This is a genomic window from Clostridioides sp. LIBA-2809, assembly GCF_056688965.1.
In genome coordinates, this window is the sequence record NZ_CP197004.1 from 2,789,262 (window position 1) to 2,814,580 (window position 25,319).

At 28.0% G+C, this 25,319-nt stretch carries 40 protein-coding genes; 3 read left to right on the plus strand and 37 right to left on the minus strand.

Going from position 1 to position 25,319, the window contains the following annotated elements; all coding sequences use genetic code 11:
* Window positions 1-4 precede the first annotated feature (4 nt).
* From ACTG44_RS13230 to ACTG44_RS13375, 30 genes are all read right to left on the minus strand, one after another.
* Window positions 5-1,510 carry a phage portal protein gene (locus ACTG44_RS13230; RefSeq protein ID WP_479920592.1) on the minus strand — a complete coding sequence of 502 codons (1,506 nt, stop codon included), beginning with the start codon at window positions 1,508-1,510 and terminating at the stop codon, window positions 5-7.
* Window positions 1,510-2,862 (minus strand): PBSX family phage terminase large subunit, encoded by a 1,353-nt coding sequence (locus ACTG44_RS13235; protein ID WP_167640244.1) that lies wholly within the window; start codon window positions 2,860-2,862, stop codon window positions 1,510-1,512. The genes ACTG44_RS13230 and ACTG44_RS13235 overlap by 1 nt, the downstream gene beginning before the upstream one ends.
* Window positions 2,852-3,541, minus strand: coding sequence for a phage terminase small subunit (terS, locus tag ACTG44_RS13240; RefSeq protein WP_479920593.1), 690 nt, complete (start codon window positions 3,539-3,541; stop codon window positions 2,852-2,854). Before terS ends, ACTG44_RS13235 begins: the two co-directional genes overlap by 11 nt.
* Before the next feature lie 57 nt (window positions 3,542-3,598).
* Window positions 3,599-4,564, minus strand: coding sequence for a hypothetical protein (locus tag ACTG44_RS13245; protein WP_479920594.1), 966 nt, complete (start codon window positions 4,562-4,564; stop codon window positions 3,599-3,601).
* Between the two features lie 131 nt (window positions 4,565-4,695).
* The gene (locus tag ACTG44_RS13250; protein WP_479920595.1) at window positions 4,696-4,989 is read right to left on the minus strand and encodes a hypothetical protein; all 294 of its coding nucleotides are present in this window, start codon (window positions 4,987-4,989) and stop codon (window positions 4,696-4,698) included.
* Between the two features lie 111 nt (window positions 4,990-5,100).
* On the minus strand, window positions 5,101-5,373 hold the full coding sequence (locus ACTG44_RS13255) for a DUF2829 domain-containing protein (RefSeq protein ID WP_407815317.1): 273 nt from the start codon (window positions 5,371-5,373) through the stop codon (window positions 5,101-5,103).
* A 69-nt stretch (window positions 5,374-5,442) separates the two neighbouring features.
* Complete coding sequence (locus ACTG44_RS13260; protein WP_107578201.1) at window positions 5,443-5,661, minus strand: hypothetical protein; 219 nt, start codon at window positions 5,659-5,661, stop codon at window positions 5,443-5,445.
* A 557-nt stretch (window positions 5,662-6,218) separates the two neighbouring features.
* On the minus strand, window positions 6,219-6,701 hold the full coding sequence (locus ACTG44_RS13265) for a hypothetical protein (protein WP_021365848.1): 483 nt from the start codon (window positions 6,699-6,701) through the stop codon (window positions 6,219-6,221).
* Between the two features lie 153 nt (window positions 6,702-6,854).
* The gene (locus ACTG44_RS13270; protein WP_479920596.1) at window positions 6,855-7,673 is read right to left on the minus strand and encodes an ORF6C domain-containing protein; all 819 of its coding nucleotides are present in this window, start codon (window positions 7,671-7,673) and stop codon (window positions 6,855-6,857) included.
* A 371-nt stretch (window positions 7,674-8,044) separates the two neighbouring features.
* Window positions 8,045-8,488 (minus strand): RusA family crossover junction endodeoxyribonuclease, encoded by a 444-nt coding sequence (locus ACTG44_RS13275; protein ID WP_479920597.1) that lies wholly within the window; start codon window positions 8,486-8,488, stop codon window positions 8,045-8,047.
* A gap of 9 nt (window positions 8,489-8,497) precedes the next feature.
* On the minus strand, window positions 8,498-8,800 hold the full coding sequence (locus ACTG44_RS13280; RefSeq protein ID WP_479920598.1) for a hypothetical protein: 303 nt from the start codon (window positions 8,798-8,800) through the stop codon (window positions 8,498-8,500).
* A gap of 21 nt (window positions 8,801-8,821) precedes the next feature.
* Window positions 8,822-9,037, minus strand: a complete 216-nt coding sequence (locus ACTG44_RS13285; protein ID WP_479920599.1) for a DUF3850 domain-containing protein — start codon at window positions 9,035-9,037, stop codon at window positions 8,822-8,824.
* A gap of 10 nt (window positions 9,038-9,047) precedes the next feature.
* A complete protein-coding gene (locus tag ACTG44_RS13290) occupies window positions 9,048-9,224 on the minus strand; it encodes a hypothetical protein (protein WP_479920600.1) in 177 nt (58 codons plus the stop codon).
* 77 nt (window positions 9,225-9,301) lie between these two features.
* The gene (locus tag ACTG44_RS13295) at window positions 9,302-9,475 is read right to left on the minus strand and encodes a hypothetical protein (RefSeq protein ID WP_479920601.1); all 174 of its coding nucleotides are present in this window, start codon (window positions 9,473-9,475) and stop codon (window positions 9,302-9,304) included.
* A complete protein-coding gene (locus ACTG44_RS13300) occupies window positions 9,472-10,197 on the minus strand; it encodes a phosphoadenosine phosphosulfate reductase domain-containing protein (protein WP_479920602.1) in 726 nt (241 codons plus the stop codon). Before ACTG44_RS13300 ends, ACTG44_RS13295 begins: the two co-directional genes overlap by 4 nt.
* Window positions 10,198-10,201: 4 nt before the next feature.
* Window positions 10,202-11,071, minus strand: a complete 870-nt coding sequence (locus tag ACTG44_RS13305) for a radical SAM protein (RefSeq protein WP_479920603.1) — start codon at window positions 11,069-11,071, stop codon at window positions 10,202-10,204.
* Window positions 11,072-11,079: 8 nt separating this feature from the next.
* Window positions 11,080-12,075 carry a nucleoid-associated protein gene (locus ACTG44_RS13310; RefSeq protein WP_479920604.1) on the minus strand — a complete coding sequence of 332 codons (996 nt, stop codon included), beginning with the start codon at window positions 12,073-12,075 and terminating at the stop codon, window positions 11,080-11,082.
* Between the two features lie 17 nt (window positions 12,076-12,092).
* Window positions 12,093-12,497, minus strand: coding sequence for a hypothetical protein (locus tag ACTG44_RS13315; RefSeq protein ID WP_479920605.1), 405 nt, complete (start codon window positions 12,495-12,497; stop codon window positions 12,093-12,095).
* Window positions 12,498-12,605: 108 nt separating this feature from the next.
* Entirely contained in the window at window positions 12,606-12,872 is a 267-nt protein-coding gene (locus tag ACTG44_RS13320; RefSeq protein WP_479917180.1) for a hypothetical protein, read from the minus strand.
* 19 nt (window positions 12,873-12,891) lie between these two features.
* Window positions 12,892-13,185, minus strand: a complete 294-nt coding sequence (locus ACTG44_RS13325; RefSeq protein WP_479920606.1) for a hypothetical protein — start codon at window positions 13,183-13,185, stop codon at window positions 12,892-12,894.
* A gap of 120 nt (window positions 13,186-13,305) precedes the next feature.
* Window positions 13,306-13,446, minus strand: coding sequence for a hypothetical protein (locus ACTG44_RS13330; protein WP_479917701.1), 141 nt, complete (start codon window positions 13,444-13,446; stop codon window positions 13,306-13,308).
* A complete protein-coding gene (locus tag ACTG44_RS13335) occupies window positions 13,415-13,795 on the minus strand; it encodes an NUMOD1 domain-containing DNA-binding protein (protein WP_479920607.1) in 381 nt (126 codons plus the stop codon). Before ACTG44_RS13335 ends, ACTG44_RS13330 begins: the two co-directional genes overlap by 32 nt.
* A gap of 15 nt (window positions 13,796-13,810) precedes the next feature.
* The gene (locus ACTG44_RS13340; RefSeq protein WP_479920608.1) at window positions 13,811-14,068 is read right to left on the minus strand and encodes a hypothetical protein; all 258 of its coding nucleotides are present in this window, start codon (window positions 14,066-14,068) and stop codon (window positions 13,811-13,813) included.
* Between the two features lie 67 nt (window positions 14,069-14,135).
* Entirely contained in the window at window positions 14,136-14,969 is an 834-nt protein-coding gene (locus ACTG44_RS13345; RefSeq protein ID WP_479920609.1) for a hypothetical protein, read from the minus strand.
* Window positions 14,970-14,984: 15 nt separating this feature from the next.
* On the minus strand, window positions 14,985-15,695 hold the full coding sequence (locus ACTG44_RS13350) for an MBL fold metallo-hydrolase (protein WP_479920610.1): 711 nt from the start codon (window positions 15,693-15,695) through the stop codon (window positions 14,985-14,987).
* 2 nt (window positions 15,696-15,697) lie between these two features.
* Window positions 15,698-16,615, minus strand: a complete 918-nt coding sequence (locus ACTG44_RS13355; protein WP_479920611.1) for a recombinase RecT — start codon at window positions 16,613-16,615, stop codon at window positions 15,698-15,700.
* Window positions 16,616-18,568, minus strand: coding sequence for an AAA family ATPase (locus ACTG44_RS13360; protein ID WP_479920612.1), 1,953 nt, complete (start codon window positions 18,566-18,568; stop codon window positions 16,616-16,618). It abuts the gene before it with no gap.
* A gap of 81 nt (window positions 18,569-18,649) precedes the next feature.
* A complete protein-coding gene (locus ACTG44_RS13365) occupies window positions 18,650-18,820 on the minus strand; it encodes a hypothetical protein (protein ID WP_479920613.1) in 171 nt (56 codons plus the stop codon).
* Window positions 18,821-18,832: 12 nt separating this feature from the next.
* Entirely contained in the window at window positions 18,833-19,060 is a 228-nt protein-coding gene (locus ACTG44_RS13370) for a hypothetical protein (RefSeq protein WP_479920614.1), read from the minus strand.
* Between the two features lie 12 nt (window positions 19,061-19,072).
* A complete protein-coding gene (locus tag ACTG44_RS13375; protein ID WP_227836110.1) occupies window positions 19,073-19,225 on the minus strand; it encodes an Arc family DNA-binding protein in 153 nt (50 codons plus the stop codon).
* A gap of 140 nt (window positions 19,226-19,365) precedes the next feature.
* On the opposite strand from ACTG44_RS13375, the gene ACTG44_RS13380 reads away from it, so the two are divergent.
* The gene (locus ACTG44_RS13380) at window positions 19,366-19,536 is read left to right on the plus strand and encodes a hypothetical protein (RefSeq protein ID WP_021401433.1); all 171 of its coding nucleotides are present in this window, start codon (window positions 19,366-19,368) and stop codon (window positions 19,534-19,536) included.
* Between the two features lie 134 nt (window positions 19,537-19,670).
* Here ACTG44_RS13380 and ACTG44_RS13385 read toward each other — a convergent pair whose 3' ends face one another.
* The 4 genes from ACTG44_RS13385 to ACTG44_RS13400 all read right to left on the minus strand — a co-directional run bounded on the left by ACTG44_RS13385 (window position 19,671) and on the right by ACTG44_RS13400 (window position 21,143).
* Window positions 19,671-19,859 carry a hypothetical protein gene (locus ACTG44_RS13385; protein WP_479920615.1) on the minus strand — a complete coding sequence of 63 codons (189 nt, stop codon included), beginning with the start codon at window positions 19,857-19,859 and terminating at the stop codon, window positions 19,671-19,673.
* 12 nt (window positions 19,860-19,871) lie between these two features.
* A complete protein-coding gene (locus ACTG44_RS13390) occupies window positions 19,872-20,174 on the minus strand; it encodes a hypothetical protein (protein ID WP_479920616.1) in 303 nt (100 codons plus the stop codon).
* Between the two features lie 62 nt (window positions 20,175-20,236).
* Window positions 20,237-20,890, minus strand: coding sequence for a Rha family transcriptional regulator (locus ACTG44_RS13395; protein ID WP_479920617.1), 654 nt, complete (start codon window positions 20,888-20,890; stop codon window positions 20,237-20,239).
* A gap of 58 nt (window positions 20,891-20,948) precedes the next feature.
* The gene (locus ACTG44_RS13400) at window positions 20,949-21,143 is read right to left on the minus strand and encodes a helix-turn-helix transcriptional regulator (protein WP_227831653.1); all 195 of its coding nucleotides are present in this window, start codon (window positions 21,141-21,143) and stop codon (window positions 20,949-20,951) included.
* A gap of 176 nt (window positions 21,144-21,319) precedes the next feature.
* On the opposite strand from ACTG44_RS13400, the gene ACTG44_RS13405 reads away from it, so the two are divergent.
* The gene (locus tag ACTG44_RS13405; protein WP_223195889.1) at window positions 21,320-21,703 is read left to right on the plus strand and encodes a helix-turn-helix domain-containing protein; all 384 of its coding nucleotides are present in this window, start codon (window positions 21,320-21,322) and stop codon (window positions 21,701-21,703) included.
* 10 nt (window positions 21,704-21,713) lie between these two features.
* Here the strand turns inward: ACTG44_RS13405 and ACTG44_RS13410 are convergent, their stop codons facing one another.
* A complete protein-coding gene (locus ACTG44_RS13410; protein WP_284959446.1) occupies window positions 21,714-21,848 on the minus strand; it encodes a hypothetical protein in 135 nt (44 codons plus the stop codon).
* Between the two features lie 440 nt (window positions 21,849-22,288).
* Here ACTG44_RS13410 and ACTG44_RS13415 point away from each other — a divergent pair, with 440 nt between their 5' ends.
* Complete coding sequence (locus tag ACTG44_RS13415; protein WP_479920618.1) at window positions 22,289-23,410, plus strand: tyrosine-type recombinase/integrase; 1,122 nt, start codon at window positions 22,289-22,291, stop codon at window positions 23,408-23,410.
* A 463-nt stretch (window positions 23,411-23,873) separates the two neighbouring features.
* On the opposite strand, the gene ACTG44_RS13420 is transcribed toward ACTG44_RS13415, so the two are convergent.
* Both ACTG44_RS13420 and ACTG44_RS13425 read right to left on the minus strand, forming a co-directional pair.
* Window positions 23,874-24,650, minus strand: coding sequence for an alpha/beta hydrolase (locus ACTG44_RS13420; RefSeq protein WP_479920619.1), 777 nt, complete (start codon window positions 24,648-24,650; stop codon window positions 23,874-23,876).
* 33 nt (window positions 24,651-24,683) lie between these two features.
* Window positions 24,684-25,202, minus strand: a complete 519-nt coding sequence (locus tag ACTG44_RS13425) for a helix-turn-helix domain-containing protein (protein ID WP_021385313.1) — start codon at window positions 25,200-25,202, stop codon at window positions 24,684-24,686.
* Window positions 25,203-25,319 lie beyond the last annotated feature (117 nt).

Consider the following 25,319-nt stretch of genomic DNA (forward strand, 5'->3'; position numbering starts at 1 on the left):
CTTGTTATTCTTCAGTATTCTTATTAGAATTTTTATTATTAGATTCATCATTTAATTCTTCATCAATATTATCAATCTCTATATCTGCGTCTTTTCTGAACTGGTCTTGCTCTACTGATTGTATTTTTTCAATATCTTCTAATACTTCATTAAAAGATGTTTCATAATCATCATCACTACCAAAGTCTTTTATATAGCTTCTATGACTTCTAACATTGTTGTTGACTTCCTCCATTGCTAAACGCTTGTTGTCTTCCTCGTCTTCGGGTATTGGAAATTTCTTTTCTAAAACTATTAAATAGTCTAGTTTAGTCCAAGTTTTATCATAGTTATTATAACAATTAAGTTTGTCACATGCTTCGATTATTAAATCAATTAATAGTTTAATCCCTGGCTCCCAATCGTTCCATTTCTCATAGCATCTAGCTATTAAATCATAGTAAATATATTTTAAAGCTTTAGCAGAAGGAATATTTAAAAGCTGTTCGGGCTTTGGAATACTCAGCTTATCTGACATACTATCTTCAAGCCTTTTTAAAAACATATTAATTGGTTCAGCACTAGAGAATGAACTTTCAACCCTTTTTGCTTGTGCCTGTTTGCCATTTTCACTTGCATCATTACTTTTTAGTGGCATCAGTGCATTAGGAGCTATTTTTGTTTTATTTACAGTTTCCTCAGTAGCATCTATAATAGCTGTTTGACCAAACATTTGAAATCTTAGAGCATCTGAGAAATCAGAAACCCTTCTATTAAGCTGATTTTGAAGCTCTTTTAACTGTGTTATGTCACTTTGACCTCTTGTATTTATTAGGTCGCTTTCATTTAAAAATAATATGCATGGTATTTTTGTAAATATTGTATCATATGTTTGAACACTTATAGGATTACTTAAATCTTTTTCTTTGAACTGCTCTATTTTAAACTTACATACCTCATTTTCTAAGTAATAGGTATATCTATTGTATAAATTATCATCATCTATTTTACTTATAAATCTAACCACTACAACTTTAGTTAGATTACCTTTCATATCAACTTCATAATTAAAGTCGCTTGAATCGTGGTAATATAAACTAATTGGTTCATTTTTATTAGCTTCAATCCTTAATAATACTCTTTTAGTTACTGTTGCAATCCTAAAAGCTTTTAGTGTCTCACTCCAAAATTTATTATCATCTAATATATCATCAATGAAAATTCTTAAATTCTCACAAGCTTCTTTATCTTTTTTATCTCTGGCTTTAAACAACAAATTAGGTTCTTTTCCTAAAAAAAATCTTGCTTGTTTTTTTATTAATTGTTCTATTTTATTGTCAATTAATTGTGTTGGAACATAGTCTAAATCATCATTTACAACCCAACTTTGACCTAATAAAGTTTTATCCAGTTTATCCTTATCTTCTTCACTAACTGCACCTTTATAAAAAAAATAATCTTCTTTTATCGTTCTCATTTCTTTCTTTTGTTCAGATGTTAAACCAAGTAAAGTATTTTTTATACTATCCACTAGAATACGACTCCTCCTTTCTTATTATATTGATTTTGTATATTATTTTTCTTCAGTCCTAATCCTTTGTTATAAATATCATTACTATATTTTAGCTCTTTAATGTCTGATACCTCATAACCATCAAGTGCATACCATATAGCACTAAATGTGTGAGGGTCTATATTAAATTCATCATATATTAGGTTGCTATTTTTATCTGTAGCGTATGTTAGGTTCTTTAACTCTTTTATTGTGTGTTTACACTCATTTGAACAATAAATTTTTTTAAATCTCTTAACCTTCTTAGTATTTTGTAGTCTACTTCCAGCGTATTTCTTAGCACCAAATATATTAAAACCTTGTTGTCTAAAATATTTTATAGTCTTAGGTTCAGCAGCATCAGCTTTTATTAGTTCTTGAGTATCTTTAAATTCCTTAATATCTTTAACAGTCACATCATCTGTAGTTTGATTCTTATAGTACTCCCAGTAAACGTATAAATATTTATTTTCATGGTCTATAGCTAATCTTAAAAGTGCATTGTATGATTTTTCAAATCCAAAATCGAATCCAACTTTATAATACCTTTGTGGTATATTAGATATTTTATTTATAACTTCTTGATGTTCCATAACTTCAAATTGTGGTAATACTTTAGTTCCATTTATACCAAATCTTCCTTTTCTTGCTATTCTGTATAAGTCATAGTCATATTCTTTCATTTCATCAAGCTGTTCAATATAGCTTTTTGGCAGAAAAAAATTATCATCTGCAACCGAATGATGATAATAGGTATTATTCTTTGTTACTATTCTATTTTTATATAACACAGTATCATCTAATATAAATCTGTCTTTTTCTTCATCTCTAAAGAAATGTTTATAGGTCCAGTTATCTTCGCCAATTGGATTAGTTGAACAAATTATATGATTAGATAAACTAGGATGTCTCAAACGTCCTAAGAGTTCTTTAAAGCCAGTGTATTTAACTTCTGAACATTCTTCTAACCATATTATAGATACACCATTTATTGACTTTAATTTAGCTGGATTATCCATCCCTTTAAATATTATTTTACTTCCATTAGGAAAAATAACTCTCATAGGACTTGTTTTAAATGATAATATATCTCCTAAACGCATACTTTCTGCAACTTCTTCTAATAGAGAAAAACAACTATCTCTCATTGTGTCATATACTTCTCTTACCACTAAAGCTTTTCTTTTTTCTTCAAGAAGCTTAATAATTAATTTAGTTGCTACATGATAACTCTTTGAACTTCCATATCCTCCAACAAGAAAATAAAATTTGTAATCCCAATTGAATATAAAATCATAAAAGTGGTCATTTGATATAAATTTACTTTCCATTTTCTCCACTCGCTTTCATAACTCTTACAGTTATCTCTTTATCTGTATCATCTTTACTTAGGTTATAAACCTCACATTTTAACTTTTCAACTCTAGCTCTTTGCTCTTCTGTAGCCAAATTCCAATCCTTATGAATCATTTCATCATACTGCTTAATTAAACTCCTTAACTCACTCATGGCCCTACTCTGTGCATTAAGAAAAGATGCTTGCCTATCCCATGCAAATTGAAATTCATACTCTATCCTCTCACCATTTTCTGTGCTTTCATGTTTCTTGAGTTCCTTAATCATTTCTTCTTTATCTTTAACATACATTATCTTTTGTGCTCTTATTATTGCTGCATATTGAATTGTTATCTGTTCCCAAAGAATATCGAATTTATCTTTATTTTTTATCTCATTAATTAGGTCTTGGGTTTCTTCGGGTAAGTATTTTGAGAAGAAACCAAACTTTTCAGCATTCTTATTTCCAGGAGGTCCAGTAGCATTCTTATTACCTATGGGTGCACCTCTCTTTTTGGTTGCAACTTTTTTTGGTTGGTTGCAACCTTTTTGTTTCCAATATCTAGTTGCCCATGATTTTACAGTTGATAAACTTACATTATGCTTTTCAGCTATTTCCTTGTACTTAAGCCCTTTTAAGTAATCTTCATGGGCTAAATCTGCCTTTTCATTCATACCACCACCTCGTTTGTTTGTCGTTTTGGGAATAAAAAAAGAACTCTGGTTAGAGTTCTATCCCTTTTGCAAATACATTACCTTTGATGCATCTTCTTCCCAACTTTTAAGTTCACTATCCTCAATCTCAAAACTAGTTTTTATTTTTATTTCTTCTCCTATTTGTTCACTTTCTAAAGTTACTCTTTCTCTTTTGCCTGTAATGTTAGTAAAATAAATTATCTTGCTCTTATCACTATAAAAATTCCATATCTCATTCTTATCATCAATCTCAAACATTGGAAATGCAACATTATTATTAGAATTTATAAAATCTACTTTTATCCTCTGCTCTTTCTTTTCTTTTTGAGTGTTATTTACGTTACATAAAGTCCCTATGAGTATAATCTCTACATAACACATTGGATTTTTCCCAATATTTTTTATAATTAAATATCGATATTTATTAAAATAAACTAAATTATTACATATTTGCTTACAAAAAACATCATCACATGATTCACATTCTTTCTTTTCTTCATCACATTCTTTTTGCTTTCTTGATAAATATTCAGCTTTATCATATAAGTTCTCATAGCTTTTATTTAAATATAATATATCAATATTCATAGCTTTTCTATGATCTTCCAATTTAAAGTTATCCTCTATATATACATCTTGGACAATAGTTCTTAAATCATATAACAATTTATTTTCATTAAGCTCAATTAATTTATTTTGAATATTTTTATTTTCTTTTTGTATTTCTCTAGTTTCCTCTTTATTTTCTTCCTGTATTACTCTTGTTTGATTAGTTGTAATAACAACAGCCATAAGTGTTGCTAATCCTCCTAAAATACCACCTAAATAGCTTCCCCAAAAACCTAACCATCCATTACTTTCATTAAAATTAAAAATTGGATTTCTAATTGAAATAGTAAATGTAACAATAAGTGGGATAATTATAATTGCAATAATCAATACCCCAAAAATCCATCCAATAGGTTTCTTTTGAAAACTTTCTTTTATATCTTTTATGTCCATCCTCATCCCCTCCAAAGTATAAAATTCTACTTCAAAGGTCAATATCCTTCAAAAACCATTCGACAGTTACAAAATAATTCAATATATTTACTTAAAATAAAAAGAACACTTGCTAGTGTCCTTTATCTTAATTATTTTCTATTTCTTAATTCGAAGCTTTCTTTAGTAAAAACAAGTTCATCTCCAAAATCAAAACCACATTTCTTTAATAATTTACATGTAGCCTTAGAACCTTCACCCATATAACCAGCAGAAAATGATTCTGTTATTTCCATTTCATCACCTTTATTGTTTTTTAGAACTAATTTATAAGGATTACTAGTCATTTTAGCTGATGTAACTTTCCCAAAGCTTTCTAGGTATCTATATACTGCTTCCTCTGTGTACATAGTTGCCTCACGATTATTAATTATTTTTAATCCCATATGTTTTCTCCTTTTTTGAGTTTAAAGATATATTTCTATAATTTTTAACATTATCCTTCTTATTCCTTTAATAATCGTTCGACAACTACAAAATAATTCTAAATAATGCTTTTATCTTATTACTTCCCAGTCATCTGCAAATATATCTCCAGTACTAGGAACCCACATAGAATGCGAACCATCACTATTTTTTATTTGCAGATATGGATTACATTTAAACAAATCTCCTTCTTTTAAATTCCATACCTCTGCTGTTTGCTTATTGCAAGGGATTCCATCTGGATAACCCTTTTGCCTAACTACAAACATCCCTTTTCCATTCCAACCTAATCTAAATGCTTTCTCTCCATTTTTTATTAATGGTAATACTTCTTCAAATTTCATAATCTTATTCTCCTTTTTGATTTATTATATAAAAAAAGACCATCTACAAAGATAGTCTTTTAACTTATTCTATTTTTTTATATTCTTTATTCTTTTTATTTGCCAATCCTCATCAGTATTTTCCATTATGTATGTTCTAACTATTTCACCACAATCCAAACATAAATCAGAATATACGGTTGCTACTCCTAGTAAACTATATCTTAGTCCAATATTACCAGTATTTCCTTTTCCTCCCCATTTAATATTTTTTTGAATTTTCTCACTACCACAGTTAGGACATTTCATGTTTATACCTCCTAAAATTATCATATATTTTATGTACAAGTATATATATTTGAATTAATTTAATGTCTACACAATCTTTGATTTACTTATATATTACCAAAAGTTTGTGTACTGAATATGAACTTTATTAGAATAATTTTAGAATTTAAAAAGACTAAGTAGGGGTAACTTAGCCTTTTTTAGGGAATGTATATTGTTGGTAGCAAGTTCTAGGAATCGAACCTAGATTAAACACCAGCACCTGCATGGTGAGTGAGGTTACCAAGCCCCACCCGATTTTTAGACCTCTGAATTAAGATAAAATTGTATGAGATTTTAATCTCAATTCAAATGCTTAATATAGTGTATCAATAGATTTTGAACATAGTTAGAATTGAACTAACAACATCCTCATGCCCTACCTAGTCTGTTCATATAAGCTAGGGCAATCCCTTAACCCTAGCCAACTATTTAGTTTTGAGAGGGAAATTTTTCATTTCCACAATATTATTATCTCACGTTTTTGCCAATAAAAAGTCTCACGATAGTCTCCAAAAAGTCTCAAAATAGTCTCATTTTTAAGCTTTCCATGAAAAAATGGGCAATTCAAACTCTTTTATTTTCGGATATAACATATCCATAATCTTACAAACTATCCTTTTTCTTATTCTAAAGCAATGACTTCTATCTATGTGCATAGCATTAGACATATAATCCATATTTATTTTTTCATTGTTCATGTACATTTCATTGAAGAACTCTGTTTCAAAGCTATTTAGACTTGTTAATGCACATTCTATAGTTTCTTTTTCAATCTCTAATGTTTTCTTATCTTCTTTTAATCTATTTAAATCCTCTTCTCTTTTAATAACTTCATTTTCCACGCTTGAACTTATATTATAAGTAGGTCCTGTTTTTTCTTCATAACTTTGAGCTTTACATCCACAAAACTCGTTTTCTAACTTTTTAATATATATATCTTTTATTCTTATTTGACTTTCTAATTTTTTATAGTTATATAATCTTCCCTCAACTTCTTGGAATAGTGTCTTTTTATTCATGCTTTCACACTCCTATTATTTATTTATGTTATAATAATATTTGTATATAAAAGTTTTATATTTTTGACAAGTGGAGTGTGAAAGCACTCCTTTTCTCTTTTTAATTAACTATTGAAGGTTTTCCCCTTTAAAGAGGGAAAGTCTATCCCTGTCTTAACTTACTATTGATAATTGACTGTTTAATAATCTTATTTCTTCTTCAAGAACTGTAGGTAACTTATAATTATCTACTATTTCCAGTACCTTATCCAACTGGCAACGCTTTATAGCCTTGTAACTTTCTACTCCAAATTCTCTTTTAATTTGATGATATATATCACTATAAACTTTACCTCTTAGAGACTTATTTTTATAAGCCCTACTACCATGTCCTCCAAGTGATTTTGTTGCTACTCTCTTAACTTCTTTAACAATACTCTCACACTCAATATTGAATAATGGTGCATCATCCATAAAGTTTTCTAACTTCTCATTAACACTCTCTATTTTAGTCTCTAAGACTTCTTGTTTCTTATCTAGCATAAATATAGCTTGTAACTCCTTTGATGCACTTAAAAGAGGATTATTTAATTCTTTTCTCATAGAGAAGTATCCATCAACTATTTTTTCATATTGCTCCCAAGCCTTATCATCTTCTAATATCTTTAGTAGTTTTGAATAACCTCTTTCAGACAACAAGTAAATGTTATTTGCATTTGCATAAGATTGATTAGAGTAACCCATTTCTAAACTCAGTGATTTTAAATCACTCACTTTTAAATCTAATATATCTATCATATCTTTAAATCTTTTTCTATTATTATTTATATTTTTATTTATCTCCTTCAGTTCTCTATTATGTATCTCAGCTATATCCTTTACTAGCATTGCTTTCTTGCCTTTTCCAAACCCACCCTCAATATCATGAAATTTCATTCCCTCAACTTCTAAAGTTCCAAGTACTGTTATTTCTTTATTTATGTTTTCACTCATAGTCTATCTCTCCTTTTCTCTTTTGAATAATTCATTTCAATTTATTTACAGTTCTGAAAAACATGTTGTTACTATTAACATCACATAGTATGCTTAACTTACATTACTTAACGTGTAAGGGGGCAATCTATGTTATCTACAATAATCTTGCTTCTGATGTATTTAATATGTTTACTTCTAATATTTTTAATATGCTTTTCGATTGGGATTATCATGTGGAAGCTAAACAAAATATACCCTTTTAGAAACTATTTTTTTATATGGATTATTTCATTACTATTTACAACATTTATTATTTTTCATATTATTAATTTTCTTAAAATTTTTATTTGATATCGTGTATAATTAGGATAAAATAAGTTTATTTTGTCCTAATTAATATCTTCTAACATAACTTCAACTCTGGGCTTATCACTATAATATTTCTTACTCACTACTTCTACAATTTGAGAATCATCTTTATAAGCTATACCATTCAAACTATCGGCCACAGACTTGATTATATTATCTAAGTCGGGTTTTTTACTTGGTCTTATTAACCCTTCTACTTTAGCTATAGCATCCTTATACGCTTTAGTATTTATCTTGTTTTTCTTTAGTGCTTCTCTATCTTTTTTAGTAATGTCAAAGTAACAAATAACCGTCATTTTCACATTTCCCTCAAAGAAATGTTTTACTGTAGAATTATACATAAGTCTAATCCAATTTTCATAAAGTACAGTTTGTTCGGTTGTGTATGCTTTGCCAGTTTCTGTACTCATTCTAGGTCGTGCCTTTGCTTTTGGTTCTCCATCTATTGTAAAATTAATCTTCATTGCCTCTCCTTAATCCTCTATATAATAAAATTCCGCTTCTCCTACTTCACATTCATGAACTATCCAGTCGCGTGCTTTACTACTACTATAATAAATATAGTTAAATAAAAATTCCTTAATTTCATCTTTTTCAACTTCAACTTTAATCTTTGTTTTGCAATCCTCACAATCATCCCTACTGCATCTATCGCAATACATTTCAACCTTCATTAATTTACCTATTTCTTTTTTTAATAGTCTTAAATTCTCTCTATCTTTTCTTAATTCATCTAAATCTTCTAGTGCTATAGTTGCTGTTGCAGATTCTAACATTTACTATTCCTCCTTAAATTTTTATTTTATTCCTAACTCAACATAACCATTTCCCAATTTAATAAGATACTCAACCTCTTTGTTTACTTCAATTCCTGTAAATTTTTTATCTTTAAATGACTGTAATATAACTGTATCTCCTGCTCTAAAATCTGCTGTATACTCTACTTCAATTTGTTTTTTATTCTTAATTACATCTTTAAAAGTACTAGAAGCTATCTGCAATTTATGTATCATACAATCACCCTCAAAGTTTATATTTTAGTTCTCTTACTTGTATTTCTTCATCAACTGTAAACCATTCTTTAATATCTTCAATAGAACACTGTTTTAAAGCTAATTTTATTGCATTTTCTTTATTTTCAGCCTTTATACAAATACCAATATGACCTGTAATCGGTATCTCTACAACATACTCTTTCATAATTATTACTCCTTTTATAAGTCAAAGTAAGTCTATAAAGTTCTAGTTTCATTCACAAACTTACCTTGACTTTATTTTTATAAATAATTTTCTGCTTCCTTCTCTAACCAACTCTCATATGCTATATCACAATCTTCACTTTTACAATCTCTCTTAGTATTTTTGCAACTACCACAAATCTCTTTACTAAATCGCTTATAACTTTCTTTCTCTGTGATATTCTTTGACTTGCACATTTCTTTATTAGTCATATACTCACCTTCTCTGTTTGAAAGAAACTTATCTGTCTTTCATTTTCTATATCTTCATTACTAAATCGTCTTTCTAGGTCATGTACTGTTGTTCCATCAGCTCTGAAAGTTGTTGGGCTATCTTTATCCAACTTAAGCATACCCCCCCACAAATCAGGGTAATATTTTCTTAAAGTTCTAAGACTCTCCAAACTTTGTTTAGGGCATAAGTAACAACCAGTTCGTTTAAATCTGTGATGTATTTCATAATAAAACCCTTTTTCTTCTAAATACTTCAAGCAATCTTTTTCAGTCATTTTTGCTTCAAATAATGGAGCTATACAGTTTTTTTCTAATCTTTTATATCTATTAGGTTCATCAAAAGCAATTCCAATATACCTCTTATGTTCACCTAATTTATTAAAATATTTATTGGCAGGAGCACGTTTTAAACTACTGTTACACCATGCTCCTAGAGTGTATGGGAAACCTCGTATTTGCCCTTTACGCTTACCTCGCTTATTAACAGTATAAAAGTATTCTTCAAAGTTTTTTTCTGCTTTAATTCTTGTTATTTTAAAGTTTATTCTTTTCTCAAAATCATCTATTATGTTATAGATTTCATCAAACTCTATTCCTGTATCTATAAACACGATTTCATCAAGAGGTAATTTCTTTTCTAATATTAGAAGAAGCATTGCAGCTGAATCTTTTCCTCCGCTAAAACTCGCTATATATTTCACATTCTCACCCCTTATAATCTTCAAATTTATCTACACTTCTGAAAATAATCTTATTATTAACCCATCTTTGCAACCTTCTATACTCATGATGGCATTTCCATTTTTCAAATATCATTATATAAGGGTCATAATCTAACTCTTTTAATTTATAAACACGCTCTAAATCTTCCTCAAAAGTAGTATTGAAATTAGTAAGAACATAAACACCTAGTTTTTGTTTTTTAAAGTTCAATTTACTTCTAAATTCTTTCAGCTTGTCATATGTATTAAACTCATAATTGTCCCATGCAAAATGAATCCTTTTTATTTTAATTCTATTAATCATTTCTGCCTTTTTCTCTGTCATAAGCCTTATATCAAGCCCTTGAGTGAAATCAACCCAAGCTTTGCTATTTATAAGTTGCTTTAAGAGTTCTTCCCACTTACTACAAGCTAAAATATTAGGGTCTAATAGCTTAATCTCTTTTTCTCCCCTCCAAAACTGGTTTAAATCGGCTACTTTATAGCTTTTGCTACCTTCCTTTTCTTGTACAATACAAAACTCACAACCTCTAGGACATCCTCTTGTTAAGTAGCCATAAGCAATATTTTTAATATCATATAAATCATAATCGGGATACATAAATTCAATCTGTGATGGCAATTTATTCTGTAAATCATATCCTGTGCCACCCTTTATGACTTCCTTAGCATTTATAACTGTGTAATCATCATCTGAGAAAGTAAATACTTTGGTTTTATATACTTTGTCATATTTTTCAAAGAAATTTACAAATTCCACTTTATCACCTAATTCTTTGTGGTATGCTGATATTTTCATAAGTGCTAAATTAGGAAAGTTATGCCCATCAACATCTATTAACCCTACTTTCATATGAGCACCTACTTTTCATTATAAAAACTTACATTTTTAATAATTATATCTACAGTTCCATTCCCATTATGTCTAATACCATATTTCATAAAATCCTCAAAATCATCCATTTTGCCTTTTATCTCAATCCCTGTATCTGTTTTTATATGTCGATTTTTCAAATTCTTCTCAACCCATTTTTTATCAATATTAAAATTTTCAATTCCCTTTTCTTCCACATGGTCCTTAAAACTATCTTTTAAATCTTCCTTTATTGCTATTTCAGTAAACTCATTTATATCAAGTTTTTGCTTTTCTCTTAGCATGTAAAGCAAGATACTTCTTACGTCTTCGCCCTGCTTCATATCACTATATAAATTCGCTATAAAGGAATCTACCAAGCCTTTAAACACCTTAGTCTTATACTTATCATCTTTAATTTTAGTAGCATTTAAAAACTCTGTAACAAACTTAGAATTAGTTTCTTCCTTCTCTGCATCCTTGTCTAAGACTCTTAAATGGTATTCGTCATTTATTCCACTTAACCCAACCAAAGTAGCCACTTTAATTGCTTTAGTTTCTTGAATATTAACTTCATTTTTAGACATCTGTATGTTGAATTTATCATCTTCAAACTCAATAGAATGAGTATACGACTTGTTGTAATCAAGTTTTAATATAGCAATTCTCTTTTTATCCTTTTCAGTATATAAGCATATTGCTAAGTCACAAGATTCTAATGTAGCATTCACTTTCATAATCTCAAATAAATAAGCTGCTATTTCTTTAGAGTTACTTAAAAATGAATTTTCATCATATATTATCTGTTCACAACATTTCTTAATCAGATTGTTACTATAGTCATTAAATACTGCTTTTCTGATGTCATTATCTCTTAATACTTTGTTGATTTTCTTTTGAAAGAATAGGTCCATATCTTGACTAACTCTACCTTCAAAATCATTTAATATTGGAGTATCGCTATTCTTATCCAAAACATGTATTATAAATTTGTGTATTATCATAATTCCACCCTTTCTTTTTATGCAATCTCAAAATGTTTTTCAACTATTTCTTTTATCCTTTCATGAAAATGATGTTTTGAAATAGCCTTAGTCACATCTTTTTTTATGTAACCTTTATACATTCTTAGCGAATCTATTTTAAATTCTTCTGATACGCATTTTAAATAATTAGCATACTCAGAGTTAATTACATATAAATCTCCTGCATCATTTATATTGTATCTTTGTCTTATTTCATCGCTCTTGCAGTAACCAAAGTCGCCTATATTTATTTCGCTTTTATCTTCTTCATTTCTCTTATACTGATATAATTCTTCTACAAAAGCTGAAAACTTATCTATAAAATTATCTTCTTCAAATTTAACAATAAAAGTATGGTATGAATTATAATACTGAGATACTATTAACGAATATTTATACATTTTATTCCCCTCTCTTTTCGTTTTTGAGAGTCGCAAAACACTTCAACAGTAATTTATATTAAAATACATTTTGAAACTCTCTAAACTGTTTTAATTAGATATTTTCACTTATATTTTTTCCAACATTTCCTCAAGTTTATTTTTAATATTTCTAAATGCACAATACATTTCTTTTTTTATAAAGTGTTCTTCATCATCATCAGAACTTAAATTCAATCTGCATAATGGACAATCATTAAAATCAAATTTTATTTGTAATTTGTAATTATCAGAATCTAATTTTTCTAGCACTTCCTCAATAGTTTGTTTACACTTTGATATTTTTTCAAATTCTTTAGTTCTTTTTGAAGCTACCTCATATTCTTCATATTTCATAATCTATTCCTCCCTTAAATTATCTTGTTATAATAAAACCCACACACATTTTTAATCTTTCATTCAGATTTTTAATTTCATTTTTTACATACTCATTCCATGTTTTTATTGCCTGTTCTTTATCATCTGAAATTATATAAGCCCTAAAAACATTTTCTTTGCTTAATATTTTTCTTAACTCAGTTTTATCTATTTTAAAGAACTCTGTATCTCTAAAAAGCATTCTACTGTCTTTGTATAGTTCAATAAATTTATCAGTTATATTGTAAATTTCAACTTCTTCTAATCCTTGTGTACTGCATATATAAAGCATTATTCTTCTACCTCCACACATTGTTATCACAATTTTCACACTCTTTTAGATTCAATCTATACTCATAAACCCTACCAGCTATAAAACTTCCTATTATAAACATTACAACAGCTAATATATTCATTTTTCTAACATCCCCTCATACTCATACTTACTCAGTATTTTTATAGCTATATCAATAGCTTTATTTACAGAACACTTTCTCTTATTTATTATCTTTTCAGCTAATTTAATTACTTGCTCCACATTCGCTAATACCATCTGTCACCTCTTGAATATATTCAGCTTTCCAACCTTCTCTAGTTACTCTATTTTCTCTAGCTAAACAACTAGCATAATCTCCACTAATTTTTAAATATTTACTTGCATCCTTTGCACTTTTGAATATCCTAATTTCTCCAGTTTCAATATTAAAAACTTTTATAGCTTTGCTCTTTGTATCATTAATTGGTTTTTTTCTTAATTTTTTAAATTTCGATTCATTAATTTTAAGCTTTATTTTCTTACTTTCATTTGCTTCTCTTATTTTTCTTAAATTAAGCTCAAATAGGTCTTCCAAATCTATAGTTTTACTCAAAAACTCTCCTGCATCCATCCAAACTTTAGCCATCTTATTACCTCTCCCTTATTTTGAAATACCTAACATTTTATATCGCATTATTTTTGCTATAACTGCTGATAAATACAATATTTTAAGCCACAACATATCTTTTTTTAAACACTCATTTACAGATATAATCTCAAAAGTCCCTTTCCCTGTTAATGGTTCATATTTATCAGTTTTTCTATTACTTAACTTGATTTTTTCTGTTGAATTGTTCTGTATAAATTCAAATCTTTCACCATCACACTCTAAAAAGATTTTTCTATGCTCTTCTCCCATTTTCCCTCCAATATATTTTTAACTTCTAGGAAGTAATATTGTATAATTACTCCCTAGATTGTTTAACTTAACCGAATTTACTTTTTTCAAGTTGACCTCTCTTAGACATCTCACATAATTCTTTATCTGTATATTTGTCAAAAGTCTGATTAAAGTTATGAAACTTATTCTTATTATGCTTACTTGGTATAAGCTCAAAATCCCTCTCTAAAGCTGTTATAAGATAACCTGTGATACTTTTTACATTATCTGTATTTTTAACTAGCTCCAGTTTTTCTATTAGATAATTTATATCTCTCTTTGTATGTATGAATACATCAACAATTTTTTTAATGTCTTTAGTTTCTAAATCAAAATATTGTTTTATTTTATCCACAACCACCGTAACATCTTTATTGTTGTTGTTATTATTATTGTTATTGTTATTGTTATTGTTATTCCCCTCGTCACGAGCTTCGTTACGTGCACCGTTACGGAGTTCATTAAAATAATCCTCAAATATCTGTTTGAATTTCTTATTTTCTATATGTTCATAAATAAGTGATAGCAATGATTTGTCTTTAATATCTCTCAATTCTTTTCTGACACAATTCTCCATGGGAGTACCTGCTCTATTGAGGTTATACTTAGCCCAATTCTTAATTGCTATTTCCCTAGTTTCAGAATTATAGTTTATAAGTTGGTGATGATTAATAAATCTATCCATAACTGCACTTGTAGATTCTAATGTCCAACCTATTTCAAAAGCTATTTGTTTTTTAGTTATTGTATATATTCCAATTTGAGTAGTATGAGGATTAGTCAATAAATACATATAAAATAACTTATCTTCTACTGAAAATTCTTCTTGTATCTTGGGGTCAGTCCAAAAATTTGTATATACTTGCCTAAAAAGTGGCATTTTATCACCTCTAATCTATAAATAAATTTCTAGCCCTTTCTCAGCTACAACAACTGGTATTCCTAAATTCTTTTCTATCTCTTTTATAAATAAATTCTTATCACTATTATCTTCACTTAGATGTAGCAAAGTAATTGTTTTTATATTGCTTAAATCATTAGCTTTTAAAAAATTAATTACATTACTTAACTCAAAATGACTTTTAACTATTCTATTTCTCAAATAAATCTTATTTTTGTTGTTGTCTAATAAATCTTTACTATAGTTACATTCAATCATGATGTGATTTAAATTCTTAAAGTTATATTCACAATAGTAACTATCTGTGATGAAAAGTAGATTACCAATATCTTTATGATTTATTAAAAATCCAAGTGGATCTACTGCATCATGTTTGGTTGAGAAAGGCATTATATTAAAATTACTTATTTTAAATAACTTCTCGCTTTCTATAACTTTAGTTCTATGATTTTCTATTCCTAAAGCTTCTAGTGTTCCTTTGCTAGTAAATACATCTATTCCACTACTTGTAAGCTCTGCAATCGCTTTTGAGTGGTCTTTATGTTCATGTGTGACCAAACACCCCGCAACACTTTCTAAATTAAAATCTAAGCCTTTTAATATCTCTTTGTAACCGACTCCACACTCAAGTATTAATGTCTCATTTTCCAGCTGGAGCAAGTAACAATTACCTCTGCTACTGCTCCCTAATACTTTAATTTTCATCTTTAAAATGGTGGTGTATCCAATTCAGCTTGGATTGATTCTTCAAATTCAGCTAGATTCGGTTTATCTTCATCAATATTAATAGCGACTTTTTCTTTAGTCTGGGTAAAAATTGTGTCTTCTACTTGCAAAGGTATCTCTAAAGATTTAACATTAGCATTTTGAGCAATCTCTTTTTTAACTTCCTTATCTGTATTTTGAGCAATTTCTTCGCTAGTGATTACTCTGTCAGTTTCATTAAAAGCACCTATTAATAAGTCACTATCATCACTAGTATTTGCATACATCTTGCAAGCTCTATTTATTACAGTTTTCTTTGCCATTTCTTCTGTGAAATTATCATGTACTTTATTTTTAGGATTGCTATATCCAACCCCTTGCAACCATGCTCTTTCAATTTGTGTGAATGTCATTATTTCAGTATGCAATATTCCTTCATTCCCAACAATTACAGCAAAAGCACCTTTTATTTTACCTATATCTATGTTTTCAAAAGCTGGTTCGTATTCTCCAATTTCTAAAACGGCATTTTCTTTATTATATTTGACCTTAAATTTATCACCTTCATAGATGCAATATGCTTTTATATCTTTTATATTAGAAAGCCTTTTAGTAACCGCTATAGTACCCATATAACTCCTCATAAGTTGCAACTTATTCCCATATGCAACAAAGTAACATTGTTTTTTAGCTGGACTTAACCCTTGTATTACCATATTTAAAAGAGAATTAATTATACTTATAGGAGTACATGATTCAAGAACAGGTTTATAGCTTTTATCAAGAGTTTCTTGCAAAATCAAATATGCAGATTTTAAAGCATTTACTGCTGAATATGTTGGCGGAATTACTAACTCTCCACTATCTTTTAATTCATTCACTCTATTCAAAACTACATCAGTTATATTTCTTTCTGCCATTTAGTTCACCCCTTCTATTTTTAATGGATTATCATTACTTACAACCAAATTTATTATTTGACTATCAATATCAATCAAAGTATTCACGCTTTCCCTATTATCAATAAAGATTGGCATCTTAACTTCAAAATGATTAGACAAAGTATTTATTATATCTAGCCCTCCGTTTATCTGCCCCGCTGTGTTTACATTGCTGAAAGGTACACCGTTTATTAAAGCTTCACAAGTTTCCTCGATGCCTCCATTTATCTGCTCTTTGAATAACTTAAATGTTACATTCTTAAATTTACTACTTATATTAATTTCTAATAAACTAACTTTAGTCTTTATAAATAACTCGCATAAATTTAGTATTTTTTCTTGATGAGCTAATTCTATACCTAACTCCTTTTCTTTAACTAATAGGTGCTCTTTTCTATTTAATAACTCTTTGTTAATATCTCTTTTAGCCAGCTCTTTATTAAGTAACTCAATTTCAATAGCCAGTTTTTTCTTATTTTCTTTTAGTTCATCTATGTTTTTATCAGCATCTTTATTGTTTATTTTTTCTTCTAGCTCTTTTATTTCTACACTAATTTCAATTAGTCTGTTTTCTTCATCTAAAGAATATTCTTCTGTAGATTTTGTGTTTTCCAACTCTTTTTTTATCTTATCTATTAATACTGCTTTTTCTTGTATCTCTTTTAAAGCTTCCTTTTCATCTAACTGTAGTTGCTCAATCTCTGTGTTAAGCCTTTCTACTTCTTCGCCCTTAGATTTACCTAATGTTCCTATCTCTTTTAATACTTTTGCTTTATTTAAATTAAAATTATCTAGCATTTCTTTTTTCTTTTCTTCTATATCATTAGCTTCTAAAGGTCTTTTGCAAGTTGGGCACTCTGTTTGCACAGTACTTAAATTTAACATTGTTTGACTTTCTTTAGACCATTCATTTCTAAGGCTATTTGTTTCTTCAACTAATTTATCTCTCGAATTTTCTTTTAGTTTTCTATCTCTTTCTAAATACATAAGGTTATTTCTTAGCGTTTGAACATTATAATTTAGACCTTCTTTTTCATTTATTAACTCATTTCTCTTCTTATTTCCTCTTTCACTCGCTGATTGTTTAATACTTTGTATCTCTTGTTTCAGTTCAAATACTTTTTCTTTATCTTTTAAAATCTGCTCATTTGATTTTGTTCCATTTAGTAGCTCATCCTCAATAACTTCTAAATCAGATTTTTTAGCATTAAGTTGAACTTCTATTTCCTCAAAATCTATATCATAAATACGTTCATTACACTCGTTTATACGAACTGGTATTTCTTCTTTTTCTTTAGATAGATTATTCTTAGTAGCTTTTCTATTTTTAATAATCTTATCTATGTTATTTTCCTTTTCAAACTCTGTAATAAGTGGGGTTAACTCCTGCTTGGTTTCTATAATTTGTTCTGTTGTTATATCTCCACATACATTTAAAATCACTTCTCTAGCTTTTTTCCAATTAAGTTCATTTGAAAAATAATAGGGATTAGTAAGTAATTTAAACTGGTCCTCGTCTGCTATTTCTGCTATCTCTTTTACATATTCAGATTTTTTAATGGGAGTATCATTTATCATGTAAGTTGTTTCATTTTTAGTAAAAGTCGCTTCTGATTCTCCTCTTTTTCTAGTCCACTTTTCTTCATATTTTTTAGTTAATTTTATTTCTTTATTATTAACTTCTAATACTGCTATAACAGTCGTCACAAGTCCTCTAATAACCTTATTGTTACTATCTAAAGGCTTTATCTCAAACACGCTTCTATTCTTGCTATCTTTATCAAACATTACCCACGTGAAGGCATCAAATATGCTTGTTTTCCCAGTTGCATTTTCTCCAGACACATTAGTTCTATTTTCAAAATCTATATGAAGTTCTTTTACTCCTTTAAAATTCTCTATATCTAAACTTTTTAATAAAATTGCTTTCATTTTAGTTCCCCCTTGTGCTATAATATAGCTACATAAATTTGATTTACCTTTTGATTAGAGCCAATCGTAATGGCTCTTTTCTTATGCTTTATTTTCTATTTCTAAAAACTCTAGTATATTCTCACTAGCTTGTTTAACACCTTCCCACCAGCTTAGAGCGTCTTTGTCATAATCCTCTTTTGCTTTTAATTCCTTTATGTTTTTCTTTGCTTGTTTAATTTGACTTGTTGCAACTGATATAGCTAATTCCATTAAATCCACCCCCTAATTTAAAAATACAATCTCATAATCACCATATCTAACATCTTCTACTATTAGTGCTTGGTACTCCATACATCCTCTTTCTTTGTCGTAGTAAGCTAAATTCAACTCATTTTCTGTTGCTACTACTACAATGCAATCAATTTCAAAATTAAGTCTTTTACAATTTACTTTTACTGCATTTCCTACTTCAATTTTCTTTAAATCAAATTCTTTTACTAATTCAACCATTATTCAACCTCCTTATTTTTCTATTTCTTTTATGTAATCCCAAAGTATGTGCAATATAAACGAATTCATAGAACTACCTTCTGTTGATGCTATATCTTTTATTTTTTCAAGTAATGTTGCTGGTAATCTAAAAGTAAACCTTACTCTCTCGTCTTTGTCATACATTTGACGTCAACCCCTTTCTTGTTTTAATGATATCATGTCATACATTTGACGTCAAGCATTTTTATTGACTTTCTGTATTAATTATTTTATTATTAAAGTGTCATAAAGACGTCAAATTTTGTGTTGAGGAATGATAAAATATGTCCAATAAAGATATTTATACTCGTGAAGAAGATAAGAGATTTACACTAAGAATTAATAAACTTCTTTTTGAAAAAATCGAACAACTTGCTCAAAAAGATAAGCGTTCTGTAGGTAGAGAAATTGAATTTATTCTTGAGAAATATTTTGAAGATAATCCTTTAGAATAAAAACTACCATATCTTTTAATGTATATCCTTTAACTTTTGCCTGTTTTAGAAGCTTGTCTTTAAGTTCTCTAGACAGGCGTATTGTTGTTTGCTCTATTTGCATCTAATCACCTTTTTCTTTAATTATTTATGGCTCATTTTATTTTTAAATTAGCTGGTAAATATGTGTTAACTACATTTATATCTCTTGTTAATGCACTTCTTTTAACTTTTTTATCTTTATTAAACTTCTTGTTGCTTCTCTGCTCGTCATAGTATGTAATCTTATATAACTTTTTATTTCTCTCTACCTTATAAACTTTGTTTTTATAGATTGTTTTCATAGAGACTCCCTTCTATTGTTCAAATACTCCACCTGTTTTTAAAACCCAATTTTTGAATGAATTTTTATCAACTCTGTAATCTGTTCCAACTTTTGTTGTAATAAAGGCATTTGTAGTTCTTGCTTGTTTAATCATACTGTGAGCCTTTTTATCAGAACATTTAATGTAATTACAAAACTCTTTAACTGTCATAAAATCCATATCTTCTTGCTTGTTTTCTAAAATAAGTTTAGTTATTTCCTCTGCTCTTGTTAAAAGCTCTCTCATTTCTTTTACTAGGTCTTTTCTAGTTATGCAATTTTCGTTATAGTTCATTTAATCACTTCCTCTTCAAAATATTCTGTATTTAGTTTTCAAAGTGCTATTCTTTTAATCTTTTAGAAAAAACTGATTTGATTATCTTTTCTTTCAGACTTTATAATGTTTATTGATTCATCTATTAAATTCATAGATTTTGATAATACTTCTACAGGTACATCTTCCCACTTATCAGCATCTAACATAATTAAAACTCTTTCTTTTACAAGTTCATATTCTTCATTAGCTTTTTGTATTTCTAGTCTGTCTTTTATATATTTTGAAATTCTATATTTATCTACTGATAAAGGTCTTACATAGTTTGAATATGTATTGCCAAGTCTATTTATTTGTTCTGTAACTTTATTAGTTATTATCTTCTCTATGTCACATGCCGATAATTGATTAATTTGTAATGCTTTTTCTAATTCTTCAAATCTTTGCATATATTTATGTGTAAAAATAATTCCTTTTTCACCAGTTGATTTGTGAGCAATAAATTCACAACCTTTTTTAGTTATTAAAAATTCTCTTCTTGATTCTCCTTTAGCATCTTTATAAGTGCTTTCTAACCAATAATCTAACGAGCGGTTTTTTCCGTTGGTTAAAATTTCATTAATTTTATCTATTTTTCCCAATAAATCTGAATGTCTTTTTACTTCCATCATTTCTGCTACTTCTCTACTGCTTATTCTTGTTGTTTCTTCATTTGATATTGCTTGTAAGTTATTCATATTTAAAACTCCTTTCTTGATATTTAAGTTTTTTATGTTTTTATACTCATTTTGAGTATCAAGCGTTCAAAAAAATTTCTTTTAAATCTTTCCCAAAATACTCAGCTATTGCAAGTGCTTCTTTTATTGTAAACCTTCTAGCTCCATTCTCTTTACTTGCATATGTTGTTATCTTCATTCCAATGTTGTCTGCTACATCTCTCTGTCTTAAATTTTTTTCTTTTCTAAGTTCTTTTAAAGTATAATTTTTCATTTCTTATCACCTCTCAATTCCGCGTTTTGAGTATTGGTATATTTATATATTAATACGCAATTTGCGTATTGTCAATACTCTTTTACAAAAAAAATTCATTTTGCGTAATTAATACACAAAACGCGTATTTTGTAGTAAAATAACGATTAAGATTAACTATGACGGGGGAATATAAAATGTATTATGAAGAAAATGTCTTTGCTAAAAGATTAAGAGATGCTAGAGAAGAACTCGGTTTAATGCAAAAAGAAATGGCTAGCAAACTAAACATGCCAATCACAACTTACAATGGTTATGAAACAGGAAAAAGAAGCCCTTCATTGGATATTGTTAAACATATAGCTGATATGTTGGATATATCAACTGATTATTTGTTAGGAAGAACTAACATAAAAATTAATATTTCTAATTTGAGGGAAGAAGAATTAATAGAAAAATTAAATCCTACTGATGAAATGAGAGAATTATTGGAGCATTTTAATAAACTTGATGAAGATTCCAAAGATAAAGCTTTAAAAATAGTTAAACTTTTTTCTGAAGAAAACAATTCTAATAAATAAAAAAGAGGAGCTAATCCTCTTTTTTTATGTTGAGTAATAATTCTAGTTCCTTCTTGCATTTATTATACTTTATATCATCTTCCCTTTTTAAATTTTCCAAGCCTTCGTAAAAAATTAATAGCTTATAACAAATTTCTTCTTCCATAACTATTACCCCCCATTATAGAACTTACGTTCTTATTTTTAGTCAGAAATCCCCAACAAACTTTTAATAAAAATTACATAATTATATCTTTTAATTTATAGAAATATTTTCCGACTATTCAGAATTGTGTTAGATAATTATCTTACTTACATAATAATACTTTTGATTTGCTAATGCAATAAAAAAAGCGTAATTGTAATAAAAAAGTCGAATTTTGTAGACAGTTGGAAATTTTTTCCAATTAAAGGTATTATTAATCGAGCTTTTTATTATATTTTTTTAAATTTCATCATGTATATAGTATCTTTTTAAATATAATTTATTTATACATTTATTATAAAAAAATTGTATCAAAACATAATATTATTTTCTAATAAAAACATGAAAAAGATTTATACTTGATGTAAAATATAATTACAAGCATTAAGGGAGGGTTAAATATGGACTCAACAGCAGCTTTTATAAGAAAAAGAAGATGTAAATTTTTTGTATATGTGGAGTATGTGGATGAATTTACAGGAAAAAAAAGACAAAAAAGTTATGGAAGTTATGAGAAGAAAAAGGATGCTGAAAAACGTCTGATAGAGATAAAATCTACTATAAATAATAATAAGTTTATAGCTCCAAAGGAGCTAACTGTAGTTGATAGATGTTACAAGTACATAGAAGATTTAAAATTAAACTTATCTCCTGTCACAGCACAAACATATGAGTCTATAACTAAAAATCAAATACAAGTTTTTTTTAAGAATATAAAACTTTCTGAACTGACACCTCTTTTACTACAAAGTTTTATAAATCAAACTTATATTGAATATGAAAAAGGAAGTGCTAATACATATACTACATTTTTAAGAAGTGTCATAAAAGAAGCTTATAGACTACGAGAAATAAATGAAAATATAAATGATTTTATAAAAATTCCTAATGTGAGAGGAAAAGAAAAAAATATAAATATATATGATAAACAAGAAACAAAAGAATTGTTAGATAAATTGCTTGGAAATAAGATAGAAATACCAATAATTTTAATGGTTGCACTTGGCTTAAGATTTAGTGAGGTCGCTGGTCTCAGATGGAAAGACATAGATATTGATAATAATATAATTAATATTAATCAAATATTACTTTATATTAAAGGAAATTTTCAATTCAAAGAACCTAAAACATGCGGTTCTAAAAGAAGCTTAACAGTTTCTAAAGAGGTTATTGACAAATTAAAACAAGAGAAGCTAAGACAGAACAAATTAAAACTTCAAGGCTTATTAGACAATGAATATGATTTAGTGTGTTTGAATGGTCAACTTAGACCTTGGACAGAAACTAATTTAAGGTCTAATTTTATAACTTTCACCAAAAAAAATAATTTGAGACAAATTAAGTTGCATGATTTAAGACACACACATGCTACACTTTTATTACTAGCTAGAACCGATTATAAGACAATCTCAGAGCGTTTAGGTCATTCAGATATTAATATTACATTGAATACATATTCTCATGTCTTAGACGAAATGAATGAAGAAGCAAGTAATAATATAAGCAAATTACTATTTAGTTAATGTGTCAGTAGCGTGTCAGTAATGTGTCAGTAAAATACTATTTTTTGCCCTATTTTTGCACGTGGTCAGTAATTTGGCAGGGTTTTATATTCTTGCATATTCTGCCATAACCATTGAAATAGCTAACTTATTCCTTGATATTCTATTTTGTACTATCAACTTCGTATTTTATAACAAAAAACTATAAATTTATTTAAAACAAGTAAAATTAAGGCTTTCAATGTAAGAAAATTGAGTTTGGTCAGTAATTTGTCAGTAAACTTTCTTATCTATCATTTATTTACAAATGTAAAAAGGTAGCAACTATTTATATAGGCGCTACCTTTTAATCTATTTATCATTTTTCTATTAAGTTTTCATTTATTATATATTTGCTCTAAAATAATTTTTTCATATCATACCTCATTTATTTGCTACATTTTTAAAAAACAAGCACTGATTACCCTATAACCACCTTACTACTTTATTCCTGTTGAAAAAATGGTTCAGCAATTTCCAGCCATTCATTTGGAAGATAAAGAGATAAATATCCATGATTATAACCCTTAGCTTCATAAATTTGGCAAGTACTAACAAAAGACTTAAACATTTTTGCAGAGTTTTTAACACACTTCATTTCTTTTTCTCCATACCAATACATTACTTCTGCTTTGGTTGTTTTTATACTCTTTTTAAGCGTATATTTCATCATATAAGTACGATATATATTGTAAAATGTTTCTTTTCTGACATGTGGCATATCTTGCATATAATATTTTTTAATTTTATCTGGATACTGCATATTTTTAGGTAACAATTTTGGCATCATAGCAATTTGAAAACGACAAGCCTTCTCACTGAATAAAAATCCTCCAAAAAATCGAATACCAGCAATACAAAATCGTGCCATAGTAGGTCTTGGGTAGCAGATACTCCCATCAATAATTGCTTTTTTAGTAATATCAGGTTTTCGAGATAAAAGCTCCATTACAATTTGACCACCCAGTGATACCCCACACAAAGCAAAAAGATGTCCATCACACTTTTCATCTATATATGACATCAATTTATCCCCTGTATCCTCTGTAGATGTGTATATCGTTTCATATTCTTCTCCATGACCATCCAATGTAGGAAGTATAACATAATAGTTGTTAGACAAAACTTCTGCTTGTCGCAAATAGTTCCACCATGCATTTCCCCCTCCATGAATCAACATAATGTGTGGTTTGTTTTTATTTCCAAATTCATGAAATTTCATATATAACCTCTTTCTATAAAAATAAGATATATGTTATTTTTTATTACCATTATCAACTGGTGGAGAAGATATGATTGAAAGTTTTCTAAGTTTTAGATTTGATTTAGGCTTTTGTTCTATATATGGCTTCAATAAATCAGCCATATTTTTAAGAAGACTTTCATATTCATTATCACTCATATATAGTAATGCTGAAGAGAAAAATACATTATCTTTTTTATGGTCTTGGTCTTTTCTACTAAAATATTCATTCATTTCCTGCATCAATCCTACATGAAAAGCTGTAGAAAGTGCAACAAATGTTTCCCCTTCCATAGATGATGTATATTCTTTTAGTGCATAAACTTTTTCAATAGTGCCACGTACACGGTTTTCTTTTACCACTTCAATCATATTGTTCTCTTCTAAAATTTTTACATGATGATAAACTGTTGCACGAGGAATATCATTTAGATATTTTACAATATCAGATGTTCGAACACTGCCATGAAGTCGGATATACTGTAAAATACGAAGTCTAGCAGGATTTAAAACCAATTTTACTATGTCCATCTTATCATCCCTTTCTTTAGTCTATAAAAATATTATAGTCTAATTTTTTAGACTATTCAAGTATATGATATAAATAGTAATTACAACTTAATCAAATAAATTTTTTAAATCTTTTTC

What these genes read in the sequence shown, in the direction of transcription:
- ACTG44_RS13235 (WP_167640244.1), bottom strand. Translation starts at nt 2,862, where the DNA reads ATGGAAAGTAAATTTATATCAAATGACCACTTTTATGATTTTATATTC.
- terS (WP_479920593.1), bottom strand. Translation starts at nt 3,541, where the DNA reads ATGAATGAAAAGGCAGATTTAGCCCATGAAGATTACTTAAAAGGGCTT.
- ACTG44_RS13245 (WP_479920594.1), bottom strand. Translation starts at nt 4,564, where the DNA reads ATGGACATAAAAGATATAAAAGAAAGTTTTCAAAAGAAACCTATTGGA.
- ACTG44_RS13250 (WP_479920595.1), bottom strand. Translation starts at nt 4,989, where the DNA reads ATGGGATTAAAAATAATTAATAATCGTGAGGCAACTATGTACACAGAG.
- ACTG44_RS13255 (WP_407815317.1), bottom strand. Translation starts at nt 5,373, where the DNA reads ATGAAATTTGAAGAAGTATTACCATTAATAAAAAATGGAGAGAAAGCA.
- ACTG44_RS13260 (WP_107578201.1), bottom strand. Translation starts at nt 5,661, where the DNA reads ATGAAATGTCCTAACTGTGGTAGTGAGAAAATTCAAAAAAATATTAAA.
- ACTG44_RS13265 (WP_021365848.1), bottom strand. Translation starts at nt 6,701, where the DNA reads ATGAATAAAAAGACACTATTCCAAGAAGTTGAGGGAAGATTATATAAC.
- ACTG44_RS13270 (WP_479920596.1), bottom strand. Translation starts at nt 7,673, where the DNA reads ATGAGTGAAAACATAAATAAAGAAATAACAGTACTTGGAACTTTAGAA.
- ACTG44_RS13275 (WP_479920597.1), bottom strand. Translation starts at nt 8,488, where the DNA reads ATGAAGATTAATTTTACAATAGATGGAGAACCAAAAGCAAAGGCACGA.
- ACTG44_RS13280 (WP_479920598.1), bottom strand. Translation starts at nt 8,800, where the DNA reads ATGTTAGAATCTGCAACAGCAACTATAGCACTAGAAGATTTAGATGAA.
- ACTG44_RS13285 (WP_479920599.1), bottom strand. Translation starts at nt 9,037, where the DNA reads ATGATACATAAATTGCAGATAGCTTCTAGTACTTTTAAAGATGTAATT.
- ACTG44_RS13290 (WP_479920600.1), bottom strand. Translation starts at nt 9,224, where the DNA reads ATGAAAGAGTATGTTGTAGAGATACCGATTACAGGTCATATTGGTATT.
- ACTG44_RS13295 (WP_479920601.1), bottom strand. Translation starts at nt 9,475, where the DNA reads ATGACTAATAAAGAAATGTGCAAGTCAAAGAATATCACAGAGAAAGAA.
- ACTG44_RS13305 (WP_479920603.1), bottom strand. Translation starts at nt 11,071, where the DNA reads ATGAAAGTAGGGTTAATAGATGTTGATGGGCATAACTTTCCTAATTTA.
- ACTG44_RS13310 (WP_479920604.1), bottom strand. Translation starts at nt 12,075, where the DNA reads ATGATAATACACAAATTTATAATACATGTTTTGGATAAGAATAGCGAT.
- ACTG44_RS13315 (WP_479920605.1), bottom strand. Translation starts at nt 12,497, where the DNA reads ATGTATAAATATTCGTTAATAGTATCTCAGTATTATAATTCATACCAT.
- ACTG44_RS13320 (WP_479917180.1), bottom strand. Translation starts at nt 12,872, where the DNA reads ATGAAATATGAAGAATATGAGGTAGCTTCAAAAAGAACTAAAGAATTT.
- ACTG44_RS13325 (WP_479920606.1), bottom strand. Translation starts at nt 13,185, where the DNA reads ATGCTTTATATATGCAGTACACAAGGATTAGAAGAAGTTGAAATTTAC.
- ACTG44_RS13330 (WP_479917701.1), bottom strand. Translation starts at nt 13,446, where the DNA reads ATGGTATTAGCGAATGTGGAGCAAGTAATTAAATTAGCTGAAAAGATA.
- ACTG44_RS13335 (WP_479920607.1), bottom strand. Translation starts at nt 13,795, where the DNA reads ATGGCTAAAGTTTGGATGGATGCAGGAGAGTTTTTGAGTAAAACTATA.
- ACTG44_RS13340 (WP_479920608.1), bottom strand. Translation starts at nt 14,068, where the DNA reads ATGGGAGAAGAGCATAGAAAAATCTTTTTAGAGTGTGATGGTGAAAGA.
- ACTG44_RS13345 (WP_479920609.1), bottom strand. Translation starts at nt 14,969, where the DNA reads ATGCCACTTTTTAGGCAAGTATATACAAATTTTTGGACTGACCCCAAG.
- ACTG44_RS13350 (WP_479920610.1), bottom strand. Translation starts at nt 15,695, where the DNA reads ATGAAAATTAAAGTATTAGGGAGCAGTAGCAGAGGTAATTGTTACTTG.
- ACTG44_RS13355 (WP_479920611.1), bottom strand. Translation starts at nt 16,615, where the DNA reads ATGGCAGAAAGAAATATAACTGATGTAGTTTTGAATAGAGTGAATGAA.
- ACTG44_RS13360 (WP_479920612.1), bottom strand. Translation starts at nt 18,568, where the DNA reads ATGAAAGCAATTTTATTAAAAAGTTTAGATATAGAGAATTTTAAAGGA.
- ACTG44_RS13365 (WP_479920613.1), bottom strand. Translation starts at nt 18,820, where the DNA reads ATGGAATTAGCTATATCAGTTGCAACAAGTCAAATTAAACAAGCAAAG.
- ACTG44_RS13370 (WP_479920614.1), bottom strand. Translation starts at nt 19,060, where the DNA reads ATGGTTGAATTAGTAAAAGAATTTGATTTAAAGAAAATTGAAGTAGGA.
- ACTG44_RS13375 (WP_227836110.1), bottom strand. Translation starts at nt 19,225, where the DNA reads ATGTATGACAAAGACGAGAGAGTAAGGTTTACTTTTAGATTACCAGCA.
- ACTG44_RS13380 (WP_021401433.1), top strand. Translation starts at nt 19,366, where the DNA reads ATGTCCAATAAAGATATTTATACTCGTGAAGAAGATAAGAGATTTACA.
- ACTG44_RS13385 (WP_479920615.1), bottom strand. Translation starts at nt 19,859, where the DNA reads ATGAAAACAATCTATAAAAACAAAGTTTATAAGGTAGAGAGAAATAAA.
- ACTG44_RS13390 (WP_479920616.1), bottom strand. Translation starts at nt 20,174, where the DNA reads ATGAACTATAACGAAAATTGCATAACTAGAAAAGACCTAGTAAAAGAA.
- ACTG44_RS13395 (WP_479920617.1), bottom strand. Translation starts at nt 20,890, where the DNA reads ATGAATAACTTACAAGCAATATCAAATGAAGAAACAACAAGAATAAGC.
- ACTG44_RS13400 (WP_227831653.1), bottom strand. Translation starts at nt 21,143, where the DNA reads ATGAAAAATTATACTTTAAAAGAACTTAGAAAAGAAAAAAATTTAAGA.
- ACTG44_RS13405 (WP_223195889.1), top strand. Translation starts at nt 21,320, where the DNA reads ATGTATTATGAAGAAAATGTCTTTGCTAAAAGATTAAGAGATGCTAGA.
- ACTG44_RS13410 (WP_284959446.1), bottom strand. Translation starts at nt 21,848, where the DNA reads ATGGAAGAAGAAATTTGTTATAAGCTATTAATTTTTTACGAAGGCTTG.
- ACTG44_RS13415 (WP_479920618.1), top strand. Translation starts at nt 22,289, where the DNA reads ATGGACTCAACAGCAGCTTTTATAAGAAAAAGAAGATGTAAATTTTTT.
- ACTG44_RS13420 (WP_479920619.1), bottom strand. Translation starts at nt 24,650, where the DNA reads ATGAAATTTCATGAATTTGGAAATAAAAACAAACCACACATTATGTTG.
- ACTG44_RS13425 (WP_021385313.1), bottom strand. Translation starts at nt 25,202, where the DNA reads ATGGACATAGTAAAATTGGTTTTAAATCCTGCTAGACTTCGTATTTTA.